The following is a 13,906-nucleotide window of genomic DNA, read 5'->3' on the forward strand; positions in this document are numbered from 1 at the left end:
AGTGTGGCTGGTCATCCTCTCAGACCAGCTAGAGATCGTCGCCTTGGTGAGCCTTTACCCCACCAACTAGCTAATCCCATATGGGTTCATCAAATGGCACATGGTCCGAAGATCCCATGCTTTGGTCTCTCAACTTTATGAGGTATTAGCAGTCGTTTCCAACTGTTGTCCCTCGCCACTCGGCAGATCCCCATACCTTACTCACCCGTCCGCCACTCGTCATCAAGTGCAAGCACTCATGTTACCGTTCGACTTGCATGTGTTAAGCCTGCCGCCAGCGTTCAATCTGAGCCATGATCAAACTCTTCAATTTAAAGTTTGATGCTCAATAACTGTCTCTGACATATTCAAATGAATCTTCAGTGTCACTTATCAAGACTTTATCTTTTAAGTCCGTAGACTTTATTCTTTCGTCTCGCAAGTGCCCACACAGATTGTCTGTTTCTTAATTTTTAAAGAGCTGACAGTGTCATTTACGCTTTCGCTTTTACTGTCTCAAGGGCTGCGTATACTACGCTACACCTTCATATTCGTCAAGATCTTTTTTCAAAATTTTTGATCCTGTTCACTAAACTTACGCCGACTTGTTTTCGTTGGCTGCGTGTCAGTGGATGCGCATTATAGGGACTTAAAAAAATCGTGCAAGTAATTATTGCAAATTTATTTTTATTTGCTTTTTTTTTACACGGACTGAACTAAAAACAAACTAAAACTATACATTTTTCTAAAATTATCGTTTTATTATATGATGCATTGACTAAATTATTGGGATCTAAAAAATCAACTTCAATAGTTAAATTAACATATTTTATATAAGACAACGAAATGCCATTTACCTTCGCTCACCCCTGCAATTGTATTGCCTTTTTACAAAAAGCCTAGGCTGTTTTCAATGACGGCGCTTATCATTGGTAGTATGTCCCCTGATTTTGAATATTTTTTTAGAATGTCAGTGAGAAGTGATTTTAGTCATCAGGTAATGGGTATTTTTCTGTTTGATTTACCAATAACTTTACTAATTGCTTATGTATTTCACTTTTTTATACGTGATGATTTAGTCAAAAATTTACCTTATTTCCTTTATAGACGATTTGCTAATTCTCTAGTTATAAATTGGAATCAGTATTGTTATTATTATTGGAAAGTAGTTTTAACTTCAACGTTAATCGGTATCTTTTCTCATATTGGTTGGGATTCATTTACTCATTTATCAGGTTACTTTGTTCAGCGATTCAGTTTTTTACAAGATTCAGTCACAATACTTAATAAAGAAATTTCGATTTATAAGCTATTACAACATAGCAGTTCTCTTATAGGAATAAGTCTAATTGGAATATTTATTTTACGATTACCTGTTGTTACTACTGATAGTAACAATACTATTAGTATTCAATATTGGAGCTTAGTGATGATTATTGCGACTTTGTTTTTTATGTTTTATGGATCAATTAATGAATTGGGAAAGGCGATTGTAATCATCATTGATGGGTTATTTTTAGGATTTATCTTAACCCCTCTTATCATTAAAATGATACAACGTTCATTTAAATAACGCCGTATCAATATAAGCCAGCAATTATGATGCTGTTTTTATCTTTTTCGGTAAATCCGCTAAACTATCAATCACCCAATCAGCTTGTGCTAACGCTTCTTCAGTGACTGCATCACCCGTTTTTACTAACACTGTTTTTTTCACACCAGCTCTTTTGCCTGATAATAGATCTGATATTCTATCGCCGACCATATAGGAATTGGCAACATCTATTTTTAGTTCTTTTGCTGCTGTTAGAATCATACCTGGGCTTGGTTTTCGACATTGACAATTACCAACTAATGGATCATGTGGACAATAATAGATACCATCTAAATCGACTCCTCGATCTTGTAATGACCAATCCATCCACTCTGTCAATGTATTAAACTGTTGTTCGGTAAATATATTTCTGGCAATACCTGATTGATTTGTAACAATAACTAACATGAACCCCATTTTTTTAAGTTCTTGCATTGCATCAATCACCCCATCGATAAAATGAAATTTATCAATTGTATGAACATAGTTGTAATCTATATTTATAGTACCATCTCGATCTAAAAAAATAGCCGGTTTCATTTTTACTTTTCAGTCTCCTCATTAAGATAGATATCAATAAGCACATCATATAATAGTGATTGACTTAGATGTCTAGACGTCTTAATATTCATCTATCAATATTTTTGTCTTTATATATTATGATACAATTACAGCATATTTCGAAAACATTTGAACACAATAAAACGCCAATCTATGCTTTAAAGGATATAACTATTCATGTTCCCGAAGGTAAAATTTATGGTGTTATTGGTAAATCAGGCGCAGGAAAGAGTACACTTATTCGCTGTGTTAATCTATTAGAAAAACCAACTAGCGGTAAGATTTTTTTTGATAATCAGGAGATCACAAATCTCTCTAATAGGCAATTAATTCAAGTTCGTCGTAAAATCAGTATGATTTTTCAACACTTTAATCTTCTTTCCTCACGTACAGTATTTGATAATATCGCTTTTCCGCTTGAACTCAATAAAACACCCAAAGCAGTCATTAAAGAAAAAGTAGATGAACTTATTACATTAGTTGGGTTGACAGAAAAAGCCAATGTTTATCCTGCAAATTTATCGGGCGGACAAAAACAACGGGTTGCTATCGCCAGAGCTTTAGCCAGTGATCCTAAGGTATTATTATGTGACGAAGCGACCAGTGCTTTAGATCCTGAAACAACGCGTTCAATCTTAGCGTTATTGAAAGATATCAATCAAAAACTAGGACTTACCATTTTATTAATTACTCATGAAATGGATGTAGTGAAGCAGATCTGTGACCAAGTTGCTGTTATCAGTGACGGGCAATTAGTTGAACAATCTTCTGTAGGTGAAATGTTCTCCCATGCTGAAACCGATATCGCTCGACAATTTATTCAATCAACCTTGCATTTGAATATTCCAGATGATTATTTAGCAAGACTATCTCCTGAGTATAAAGAGGGACTAAATCCGTTAGTACGCTTAGAGTTTACCGGTGTTTCAGTTGACTTACCTTTACTATCACAAATAGCCAAAGAGTTTGACATTGATAGTAATATTATTAGTGCGCAAATGGACTATGCTGGTGGCGTCAAATTTGGATTAATGCTAGCAGAAATGAAAGGAAAACCAAAAAGCACAGCATCAGCAATACAATTTTTAGAAAAAAATAATACCAAAGTAGAGGTACTCGGCTATGTTTAATTTTATCCCCTCATTTAAACCTTTTGAATCTTTATTTCACTATTTAGCCGAATATCATTTTTGGGCAGATTTTGTCGCATTTTGCTCCTCATTTAACGGCTTTAGCGAAGCCATGTTATTTAAAATGGCACAAGCAACAGATGAAACAATTTATATGGTGGCTTTATCTGGTTTTTGGGGAACGGTTATTGGATTACCTATTGGCATTTTGTTATATACCACCCGTAAAGGACAAATTTTAGAGTGTTACGCCGCCAATAGTATCATCTCATTTATTACCAATATATTTCGTTCAATACCTTTTATTATCTTGATTGTTTGGATAATTCCTTTTACAGCTTTTATAATGAAATATTTTACTGGATTAGAAACCTATATTGGTAAACAAGCTGCAATTGTACCACTTAGCATAGGTGTTTCACCATTAATTGCACGAATGATTGAAAATGCATTACTTGATGTACCAAAAGGACTTATAGAAGCAGCTCGCTCAATGGGAGCAACTCCACTACAAATTATATATAAGGTTTTATTACCGGAATCATTACCTGTCATCGTTAATAGTTTGACTATTACACTTATCACCTTAACGAATTATATCGCAATGGCTGGAACTGTTGGTGCAGGTGGATTGGGGCAACTTGCAATTCAATATGGCTATAATAGTTATAAGCCTGCTATAATGAATACAGTTTTAGTTATATTAATTGTGATTGTCTTTATTATTCAATTTATCGGCAATACTATTGTTAAACGTGTTACTCATCATTAATTTTGGAGAAAATTATGTCTATAAAGAAGCTAGCACTTGTTACCACATTGGTGAGTGCATTTTTTTTAACTGGTTGTGATAACAATAAACAATCAGAAAAACCAACAAATAATAGTACACTTAAAGTTGGTGTCATTTCAGGTCCTGAACAAGAAGTGGCTGAAGTAGTTAAACAGCAGGCTAAAGATCTTTACAATTTAGATGTTGAACTGGTTATTTTTAATGATTATGTCACGCCAAACCAAGCTTTAAATGACGGTCTAATTGACGCTAATGCTTTTCAACATAAACCTTATTTAGATGAACAAATGAAAGAGCGCGGTTATAAATTGACTGTTGTAGGTAACTCTTTTGTTTATCCTATTGCTAGCTATTCTCATAAACTAAAACCTCTTGATAAAGAAACAGATAACCAAAACGGTGTGAAAGTAACTTCACCACGCGGTGAAACCTTCTTTATTCCAGCTAATTCAACCATAGCTATTCCAAATGATCCAACCAACTTAGGTCGAGCATTACTTTTATTACAACATGAAAAAATGATTACCGTTGATGAATCAAAAGGTTTACTACCTACCGTACTTGATATAACAAGTAACCCTTATAACTATAAAATAGTAGAACTTGAAGCACCTATGTTACCGCGTTCATTAGACGATGCCCAAGTAGATCTTGCTATCATTAATAATGCTTTTGCAGGACAGGCAAATTTAACACCAAGTAAAGATGGTATTTTTGTGGAAGATAAAGAATCTCCGTATGTTAATATTATCGTAGCACGTGAAGCTGACAAAGATAATGAAAACATCAAAAACTTCGTTAAAGCATACCAAACTGATGCCGTAGCTCAAAAGGCTGACCAAATTTTTAATGGTGGTGCCATTCGCGGTTGGTAATAGCGTAATAAAAACACCAATAGATTGATTCCGCCGATATTTATCGGCGGAAATATCAAATAGTTTTAAGGTAAATATCTAACATTTACTGACACCATAAACATTTTAATTAAATGAATTATAAATAGATAATGACCTATCAAATTGAACCTATTGGTATTATCCACTCACCTTATAGCGAAAAGTTTGCTGTACCAAGACAACCTAATCTAGTTTCTGCCGGACAAGGTGAACTTCATCTATTACCACCATATAATGATCCCAACAGTGTAAAAGGACTAGAACAATTCTCACATTTGTGGATAGTATTTCTATTTCATCAAATCGATCCTAAAAAATGGCGTTTAACGGTCAGACCACCTCGCTTAGGAGGAAATAAAAAGTCAGGCGTATTTGCTACAAGATCACCTTTTAGACCCAATCATATTGGACTTTCAGCAGTCAAATTACACAACATTGTAGTTGAAAATAAACAGGTTATTTTGAAACTAGGTAGTCTTGATTTAGTCGATGGTACACCTGTCATTGATATCAAACCATATCTTCCTTACTGTGATAGTCATCCCGATGCTAGCGCAGGTTATGCTCAATACATACCTGAATCAACCTTAACCGTAGAGTTTTCACCACATCTGCTTCCGTTACTTTCTTTGTATCAAAAACAATATCCTCAACTTTCAGAATTAATAACACAAGTTATTGCTCAAGATCCAAGACCTGCTTATAAACAAACTAACCTTGAACAACAAACTTATGGTATTACGCTTTATCACTTAAATATTAAATGGCAAATAACCAATCAATTAGCTACAGTTATCGATATACACGAAAGTAAAATAAAAAAGCGAGGATGAACTATTTTCAAATAGATTAAACGCAGTTAATAGCTACGTTGATTGAATAATTTTTATTATAAAATTAATTCGTATGAATAGAACTTTAACCACTAAAATCTCTCAATTTTAGTGGTTGTGTTTTTATCAAGCAAGGTTAATGATAATAAGTTGTTGGTTTATTTCTCAATTCCGCTATATCAATCGCATCAAATAGATAATGTTTTCCACAATAATCACAATGGATATCAATTTTACCACCGTCTTCATTTAATATCTGATCGACTTCATTAGCAGGCAGAGTCATTAAACTATCTTCGCAACGTTGACGAGAACATCCACATTTAAATGTAATATGGTTTGTCTCAAAAAGACGGACTTCTTCTTGATTGTATAAACGATATAAAATCTCATCGATTGATAATTGAAACAATTCATCACCAGTAATTGTTTCTGTTAATGCGATAAGATGATTAAACGATTCACTCGTATTTTCAGTAGCCGGTAATACTTGTAATAAAATACCTGCTGCTATAGGGTGATTATTATACATCCCTGTTTTAACAAATAATCGTGTTGGCAGTTGCTCAGATTGCATAAAATAATTCTCTATGCATTCAATTAATGTCTCTTTCTCTAATCCTACGATACCTTGATATCGTTCTCCATTTTTTGGGGTAATGGTAATAACAATATAACCATTACCAACCATTTCTTTAAGGGTTGCACTATCTGCTATTTCACCGTTAACTCGAGCAACGCCTCGTAATTGTTGTTCATTATTACCATTTACCACAGCTAGAGAAAGCGCACCATCACCTTGTAACTGCACAGCTATATCACCTTCAAATTTTAAAGTGGCAGTGAGTAAACTGGTTGCAACCAACAATTCTCCTAGTAAATTCTGCACGGCTAGAGGATAAGTATGATTATCTAAAATAGCTTGGTACGTCTTTTCAAGACGTGTGATTTCACCACGAATTGGATGATTATCGAATAAAAATCGGTTTAAAGTATCCATATTAATTGTTATCGCTTTGTTGTCTTTCATATTTAAATTTAATCAAATTACGTCGCTCTTTTTTATCAGGTCTTCTATCAGGATGGGGCATCATCAAAGCATTTAATTTACGCGCCTGAGCAATTTTTTCACGATTAGCGATACTCTCTTGTGTTTCTTGATAAAGCCGTTGAGCCTCACTGGCAGGCCTACGTTGTTCGCTAATTGCTAAAATTTGAATGGTTTTCTGATCAGATCCTTGCCGGAGAACTAATGTAGCGCCCATTTCGACAATTTTGCTTGGTTTAGTGCGCTGTCCATTATAATGAACTTTACCCCCTTCAACCATTTCGCGAGCAAGTGAACGCGTTTTATAAAATCTGGCTGCCCATAACCATTTATCTAATCTCACCTGCTCCATAACTTCCTCATATCACAGCTTTTTGCGTTAAATATTCTATTAAAACATTATATAAGACCTGAAATATCTTTAAAAAGTATATAAGGATAATTTTGAAAAAATCAATATTGAGGTGTAACAATAAAATTGTTGTTATCTATCGTGACTCGGCCAGACAAAGCAAATGGTGAAATACTACCATGCAAATCAGCAGTATAATTGACAGCCATCGGTGGTTGCTTTACTAATTTCCACTCACGTAATAACGTACTTGTAATATTATATGCATTAAATCGTAATGATAGAAATTCCGTTTTTGAAGGATCCAGTATTGCTAGTGCTTCCACCATTCCACCGTCACTAATTAACGTACTAAAATTTAATAATGTATGATTATTTGAATCAAATTTCACAGCTAAATCGGGATATTTTATATCAATTCGATTAACCGCTCCTCTTTCCGCTTTAAAAAACAAGGTACCAGAATATATTCCTAATTTTCTATTTTTCACAATAGTAATATCCGAACCCGAAGCTTCAAAATTAGTAAAACGAAAAGGATAATCAGTGCGTTTACTAATAAATAAACTTGGTAAAACAGTTAATTGATCTATTTTTATTAGGCTAAATACATCGGGTAATAATAATTGATCTAATTTTTCGGGTAATTGATAATCTACATCAACAATTGTGAGTTGATCGAGATGTAACTGATTATCTCGCCAAGTTCCGGTCAGATTAACGTTACCTTTATTCCACGTTGCTATTGCTTTTTCAATCTGAACTTCTTCCTCATTTGTTTTTAACTTAATTAGAACTGAATTAAAAAACTCATCATGCCACTTAACAATATCAGCGTTAAACACTAAAGAACTTTCATTAAAGTGCCACTGCTGTTTATCATAACTTACATTATTTACTTCAAGATCACTATTCTCCATTAAGAATGCAGGAAACTGTAGACTACTACCAAACAAGGAAAAATGTCGAATTGTTAGATCAGGTAAAACGTCAGATAATTTATTCAAATACTCATCATCAGTGACTTGAAAATGAATATTACTTACTCTTAACTGATCGATATCCAAACTTTCATCAGCCAAAATTTTTAATTTACTAACAAAAAAACCACCACCAACGTTACCACCTAAATTAGTAACAGTGGTTATACCATCACGTACAAATCCTTGAATTAAAACTGACTCTATCAGAGTTTCATTGAATAAAACTTGTTGGGAAGTCAAATCAAATTGATAATCATCTTTGCCTGATGAAGTAAAAGGTTTAATTCTACCTTTAACTTGTTTTAACAAAAGTGTCTCTCGCCCTTGATTAATGGGGATTTGTATCGTTGCATTAAAAAAACTTAAATTATTCGCAGAAATATTATAATGATTAATATTATTATCATTAATCACACCATCAATAATAGAAATATAATTAAAATGATTTAATTGCCAAAGATTATCTTTATCAAATCCAATAACTAATTTTGAAAGATTAACAATTTCTTGCTTCTCATCGCTTACTACCACATCATCAAAAACCAACTCATAAAAATTTGAAAAAGAGTGATGAATACCACCAATTGAAATAGAGTATGGGCTTAATTTAGATAATTGTTGGCTAACTATTTTAGCGCCAAAGGAAGTTTGTACTAAAAAATAGGGTAATAAGATTAAAAACCAGATAAATGCTAGCAAAATGATTATGTAAAATCGTAATCGACGCATAAATTAATTATATCGTTTTAATAAATCGTTAAATATTGTATTACGATAACGCATTTTAGCTAAAATAGCATCTCATTTTAATATAAATGATTTGTGGTTAGACCTGTTTTACAGTTAATATATAGGCATAGACAGTATTGTCTTTCAAATAACAAATGGAATCGATTACTCTCCCTCTCTCATAATAAGATGAGGGATAGTTATTTTTTATTTACGATAAATAAAACGGGAGAAAACAGCGATGAAACAGATCCCAATGACTGTAAAGGGAGCCGAATTATTACGTGCTGAACTTGAAGAGTTGAAAAACGTCAAAAGGCCTCAAATTACGGCTGCAATAGCCGAAGCAAGAGCGCATGGAGATTTAAAAGAAAATGCCGAATATCATGCAGCAAGAGAGCAACAAGGCTTTTGTGAAGGACGTATTCAAGAGATTGAAAGCAAATTATCACAAGCACAAATTATTGATATTACCAAAGTAAAAAATACCGGGCGTATTATTTTTGGGGCAACAGTAACAGTAATTAATGTCGATACTGATGAAGAAACAACTTATCGAATAGTTGGCGATGATGAAGCGGACTATAGACAGAATCTCATTTCGGTCAATTCACCGATTGCTAGAGGTCTCATTGGTAAAGAAGATGGCGATACAGTACAAATTAAAACCCCTGGTGGTGATGTTGAATTTGATATCGTGAAAGTCGAGTATATCTAATGACATCTTATTAAGAGGATATGAACAAAAACAGGGGCGCTTTCCCTGTTTTTTTATTTTGGTAAAGTGATTTTCTTCTCTTCACTTGGTCTAAATACAATAAAAATAGAACCAACTTGTTGTACTGGTTCAGCTTTTGTTTCTCGTATAATCGCATCACAAATTAGTTTTTTGGTTTCGCGATCTTCAGCTGAAACTTTAATTTTGATTAACTCATGAAAATTTAACGCATTTTCAATTTCAGCTAATACACCTTCAGTAAATCCATTTGCACCAATCATGACAATTGGTTTTAAATGATGAGCTTCACTTTTTAAAAAATGTTTTTGTTTATTAGATAAATTCATTAATTTTTTATCACATTATATTGAAATCCCGTTATTCTACCCTTATATGTATAACTAATCAATGAAGTGGCTACTTTACATTAAGGATTTATAAGCGGTGAGTAACAAAAAACGCTCAGCAAGTTCAACGCGATGGCTTAACGAGCATTTTAAAGATCGTTTTGTGCAGCAGGCACAAAAAAAAGGTCTACGTTCCAGAGCATGGTTCAAATTAGAAGAAATTCAAAAAAGCGACAATTTATTTAAACCCGGTATCACGGTGGTTGACTTAGGCGCAGCACCGGGTGGCTGGTCACAATATGTGGCATCTCTTATTGGTAATAAAGGGCGCATTATCGCCTGTGATTTATTACCTATGGATCCTATTGTAGGTGTTGACTTCCTACAAGGTGATTTTCGCGATGAAGCTGTTCTAAAAGCGTTACTTGAACGTGTAGGAGAACAAAAAATACAAGTTGTTATGTCAGATATGGCACCTAATATGAGTGGACAGCCCGCAGTTGATATCCCCAGAGCAATGTACCTTGTTGAACTAGCCTTAGATATGTGTAGAGATGTGTTAGCACCTAATGGCAACTTTATTGTTAAAGTATTTCAAGGTGAGGGTTTTGAAGAGTATTTAAAAGAGGTACGATCGCTATTCAAAACTGTCAAAATTCGTAAACCTGAAGCTTCTCGCGCAAGATCTCGAGAAGTATATATTGTTGCAATGGGTATGAAGTAGTCAGTTGTATAATTTTGTAGTACTATAGATTTATTTTTTAGTTTTAGTTCTAACTGTTAATTTTTGTGAGAGGTTTTTCTTTTGAACGACATGGTAAAGAATTTACTGATCTGGGGAATTATCGCCGTAGTATTGATTGCTGTATTTAACCAATTTAGCTCAATATCAAACAACGGACCCCAAGTCAATTATACACAATTTAATTCCGATATCACCAATAAACAACTGAAAGAAGTTCGTATTAATGGACGTGAAATTGTTGCCACTACCAAAAATGACAATAGTTATGTCACCTACATTCCTTATTTTGATAAACAATTAATAGATCAGTTGGTAGTAAACAAAGTTAATGTCTATGGTAGTCCCGATGAAAAACCAAGTTTATTAGCTAATATTTTAATTTCATGGTTTCCGATTATTTTATTAATTGGCTTTTGGATCTTCATCATGCGCCAAATGCAAGGTGGTGGTAAAGGCGGACCAATGGCGGTTGGTAAAAGTAAAGCTCGGTTATTAACTCCTGATCAAATCAAAACCAAATTTTCTGATGTGGCTGGCAGTGAAGAAGCTAAACAAGAAGTAACCGAAGTAGTAGATTTTTTACGCGATCCAAATAAATATCAAAAACTAGGAGGCCGAATTCCGAAAGGGATTTTAATGGTTGGACCTCCAGGAACTGGGAAGACATTACTCGCAAGAGCCATTGCTGGTGAAGCTAATGTCCCTTTCTTCAGCATTTCTGGTTCAGACTTTGTCGAAATGTTTGTTGGTGTTGGTGCATCACGTGTTCGTGATTTGTTTGAACAAGCTCGTAAACATGCACCTTGTATTATTTTTATTGATGAAATTGATGCAGTGGGTCGCAAACGTGGTGGTGGCTCAATGGGTGGACATGATGAGCGAGAACAAACGCTAAACCAAATGTTAGTTGAGATGGACGGATTTGAAACTAATAGTGGTATTATCATTATTGCTGCAACTAACCGCGTTGATATTTTAGATCCAGCTTTGCTTCGTCCAGGTCGTTTTGACCGTCAAGTACAAATTGGTTTACCCGACATGAAAGGTCGTGAACAAATTCTTGCTGTGCATGTACGTAAAGTGCCATTAGGTTCTGACGTCAATCTATCAGTATTAGCCCGAGGGACGCCAAATTATTCAGGTGCTGAATTAGCTAACTTAGTTAATGAAGCGGCATTATTTGCGGCGCGCCGAAATAAACGAGTCGTCACCATGGATGAATTTGAAGAAGCTAAAGATAAAATTAATATGGGGACTCAGCGTCGTTCATTATCAATGACCAAAGAGCAGTTAACTAATACCGCTTACCATGAAGCAGGTCATGCTATTGTTGGTTATTTAGTACCAGAACATGATCCATTGCATAAGGTGACAATTATTCCTCGTGGTGGCGCATTAGGTGTAGCGTTCTTCTTACCGGAAGGAGATCAAATTAGTAAAACTCGTACTCAATTTGAATCTGAAATTTCAACTGCTTATGCAGGAAGAATTGCTGAAGGAATAATTTACGGTGAAGACAAAATCACTTCTGGTGCTTCCAGTGACATCCAGTATGCTTCAAGATTAGCACGAGCAATGGTCACTGAGTGGGGTTTCTCAGATCGCTTACCGCCCGTCTTATTTGAGTATGAAGAGTCATCTTATGGTCCTTTGAAGAAAATTTCTGATAGTACAGCAAAAGTTATTGATGAGGAAGTCGAAGCGCTTATTCAACGTAACTACAACCGTGCCAAGACCTTATTGACCGATAATATTGATATACTGCATGCGATGAAAGATGCTTTATTGAAATATGAAACAATTAACATGCAACAAATTGATGAACTGATGCATCGTAAGCCGGTTACACCACCAGATGGCTGGACAGATAACGACGAAAAAGCAACAATTGAAATTCCTAATGAAGGGGATAATACTCCACCTCAATCAGAAAGTTAATTTGCTCTGTTACAACAATACAAAAAACGCGCTACGGCGCGTTTTTTATCAAAACGACGACAATACATTAGTAATAAACAGTCAGTGTCTTAATAGTAACGCTATAAACTTCAATAAGTTGAACTTAATTTTATAGCTAATATAATTTTAAGTATAACTGTATAAACAATTTAAATCACATCCTAATAAGGTTAACAATCATGGAAATTCATTTTCAAAATCAAATCATGGATCTCTCTTTTCCACAAGTGATGGGCATTGTTAATATGACGCCGGATTCCTTTTCTGACGGAGGAAATTACAATAACCTTGATGATGCGTTACGACGAGTTGATAGTATGATTCAAGCTGGTGCAACATTTATCGATGTAGGTGGTGAATCAACTCGACCTGGAGCCACTGAAGTTTCAGTAGATGAAGAACTGAATCGAGTAATTCCATTAATTGAAAAAATTGCTAACTATTTTGATGTATGGATTTCAGTTGATACATCAAAACCACAAGTGATGATTGAATCGGCTAAAGCGGGTGTTCATCTAATTAATGATATCCGAGCGCTCACCGAAGCTGGCGCAATAGAGGCTGCGTCACAAACTGGTTTGCCAGTATGTATTATGCATATGCAAGGTGATCCTCAAACAATGCAAACTGCACCCCATTATCAGCAGGACATTTATCAAGAAGTAGACCAATTTTTTGCTCAACATATTAACCGTTGTATAAATGCTGGAATTAATCGTGAAAAAATCATCCTCGATCCAGGTTTTGGATTTGGTAAGACTTTAGCGCATAACTATCGTTTACTCGCAACGTTAGAAAAATTCCACCACTTTAATTTACCATTATTGGTCGGCATGTCGAGAAAATCCATGATTGGACAAGTTTTAAATGTGCCACCGCAAGAACGCATGCTTGGTAGTGTATCCTGTGCCGTCATTGCAGCAATGAAAGGCGCTCAAATTATTCGCGTACATGATGTAAAAGAAACCTTTGATGCACTGAGAATTGTACAAGCAACCTTAGCAGAACGAGGTTAATAACACTCATTTTGTGTTACTATGCTTAAATGTAACAAGCCAGAGTAATAACAACGACAAACGAAAGCTAACCAGTGGAGTATATAAGTTATAAAACCTTCCATGTGTAATTCAACATATACTTCTTTCAAATCAATGGATTGATGTTATTTAGTATAGAAATAACTATGGCATCACAACCGAATTATTATCTCAGTGCAAGTTTCACAAAAAGAAAAAATTA

14 protein-coding genes and 1 rRNA gene are annotated in these 13,906 nt (G+C 34.6%); 9 read left to right on the forward strand and 6 right to left on the reverse strand.

Translation table 11 applies throughout. The features are described 5' to 3' along the window. Positions 1 to 313 (reverse strand): 16S ribosomal RNA (locus tag A9G11_RS08990); the annotation flags it as partial. A 546-nt stretch (positions 314 to 859) separates the two neighbouring features. On the opposite strand from A9G11_RS08990, the gene A9G11_RS08995 reads away from it, so the two are divergent. Beyond that, complete coding sequence (locus A9G11_RS08995) at positions 860 to 1,552, forward strand: DUF4184 family protein (protein ID WP_176701259.1); 693 nt, start codon at positions 860 to 862, stop codon at positions 1,550 to 1,552. Positions 1,553 to 1,576: 24 nt separating this feature from the next. Here A9G11_RS08995 and gmhB read toward each other — a convergent pair whose 3' ends face one another. Continuing rightward, on the reverse strand, positions 1,577 to 2,113 hold the full coding sequence (gmhB, locus tag A9G11_RS09000) for a D-glycero-beta-D-manno-heptose 1,7-bisphosphate 7-phosphatase (protein WP_065619276.1): 537 nt from the start codon (positions 2,111 to 2,113) through the stop codon (positions 1,577 to 1,579). Positions 2,114 to 2,232: 119 nt separating this feature from the next. On the opposite strand from gmhB, the gene metN reads away from it, so the two are divergent. The 4 genes from metN (at position 2,233) to tsaA (ending at position 5,786) form a co-directional block, all read left to right on the forward strand. Continuing rightward, complete coding sequence (gene metN / locus A9G11_RS09005; protein WP_065619342.1) at positions 2,233 to 3,264, forward strand: methionine ABC transporter ATP-binding protein MetN; 1,032 nt, start codon at positions 2,233 to 2,235, stop codon at positions 3,262 to 3,264. Between the two features lie 112 nt (positions 3,265 to 3,376). After that, positions 3,377 to 4,036 carry a methionine ABC transporter permease gene (locus A9G11_RS09010; protein ID WP_065619343.1) on the forward strand — a complete coding sequence of 220 codons (660 nt, stop codon included), beginning with the start codon at positions 3,377 to 3,379 and terminating at the stop codon, positions 4,034 to 4,036. Between the two features lie 14 nt (positions 4,037 to 4,050). Beyond that, positions 4,051 to 4,932, forward strand: a complete 882-nt coding sequence (locus tag A9G11_RS09015) for a MetQ/NlpA family lipoprotein (protein WP_065619277.1) — start codon at positions 4,051 to 4,053, stop codon at positions 4,930 to 4,932. A 128-nt stretch (positions 4,933 to 5,060) separates the two neighbouring features. Beyond that, a complete protein-coding gene (gene tsaA, locus A9G11_RS09020; RefSeq protein WP_065619278.1) occupies positions 5,061 to 5,786 on the forward strand; it encodes a tRNA (N6-threonylcarbamoyladenosine(37)-N6)-methyltransferase TrmO in 726 nt (241 codons plus the stop codon). A 136-nt stretch (positions 5,787 to 5,922) separates the two neighbouring features. Here the strand turns inward: tsaA and hslO are convergent, their stop codons facing one another. From hslO to A9G11_RS09035, 3 genes are all read right to left on the reverse strand, one after another. Further along, positions 5,923 to 6,816 carry an Hsp33 family molecular chaperone HslO gene (gene hslO / locus A9G11_RS09025; protein WP_065619279.1) on the reverse strand — a complete coding sequence of 298 codons (894 nt, stop codon included), beginning with the start codon at positions 6,814 to 6,816 and terminating at the stop codon, positions 5,923 to 5,925. After that, complete coding sequence (gene hslR, locus A9G11_RS09030) at positions 6,788 to 7,186, reverse strand: ribosome-associated heat shock protein Hsp15 (RefSeq protein WP_065619280.1); 399 nt, start codon at positions 7,184 to 7,186, stop codon at positions 6,788 to 6,790. Before hslR ends, hslO begins: the two co-directional genes overlap by 29 nt. A gap of 101 nt (positions 7,187 to 7,287) precedes the next feature. Next, positions 7,288 to 8,898, reverse strand: a complete 1,611-nt coding sequence (locus A9G11_RS09035) for a hypothetical protein (RefSeq protein ID WP_065619281.1) — start codon at positions 8,896 to 8,898, stop codon at positions 7,288 to 7,290. Between the two features lie 241 nt (positions 8,899 to 9,139). On the opposite strand from A9G11_RS09035, the gene greA reads away from it, so the two are divergent. Continuing rightward, on the forward strand, positions 9,140 to 9,616 hold the full coding sequence (gene greA / locus A9G11_RS09040) for a transcription elongation factor GreA (protein WP_065619282.1): 477 nt from the start codon (positions 9,140 to 9,142) through the stop codon (positions 9,614 to 9,616). Between the two features lie 53 nt (positions 9,617 to 9,669). Here the strand turns inward: greA and yhbY are convergent, their stop codons facing one another. Further along, the gene (yhbY, locus tag A9G11_RS09045; RefSeq protein ID WP_065619283.1) at positions 9,670 to 9,963 is read right to left on the reverse strand and encodes a ribosome assembly RNA-binding protein YhbY; all 294 of its coding nucleotides are present in this window, start codon (positions 9,961 to 9,963) and stop codon (positions 9,670 to 9,672) included. A gap of 97 nt (positions 9,964 to 10,060) precedes the next feature. On the opposite strand from yhbY, the gene rlmE reads away from it, so the two are divergent. The 3 genes from rlmE to folP all read left to right on the forward strand — a co-directional run bounded on the left by rlmE (position 10,061) and on the right by folP (position 13,683). Further along, positions 10,061 to 10,687 carry a 23S rRNA (uridine(2552)-2'-O)-methyltransferase RlmE gene (gene rlmE / locus A9G11_RS09050; RefSeq protein ID WP_065619284.1) on the forward strand — a complete coding sequence of 209 codons (627 nt, stop codon included), beginning with the start codon at positions 10,061 to 10,063 and terminating at the stop codon, positions 10,685 to 10,687. Positions 10,688 to 10,768: 81 nt separating this feature from the next. Continuing rightward, on the forward strand, positions 10,769 to 12,646 hold the full coding sequence (ftsH, locus tag A9G11_RS09055; RefSeq protein ID WP_081298507.1) for an ATP-dependent zinc metalloprotease FtsH: 1,878 nt from the start codon (positions 10,769 to 10,771) through the stop codon (positions 12,644 to 12,646). Positions 12,647 to 12,846: 200 nt separating this feature from the next. After that, positions 12,847 to 13,683: a dihydropteroate synthase gene (gene folP / locus A9G11_RS09060; RefSeq protein WP_065619286.1), complete on the forward strand. Its 837-nt coding sequence runs from the start codon at positions 12,847 to 12,849 to the stop codon at positions 13,681 to 13,683. Positions 13,684 to 13,906: the final 223 nt, after the last annotated feature.

Origin of the sequence: Gilliamella sp. wkB108 (genome assembly GCF_001690195.1) — a bacterium.
Lineage (GTDB): Bacteria > Pseudomonadota > Gammaproteobacteria > Enterobacterales > Orbaceae > Gilliamella > Gilliamella apicola_L.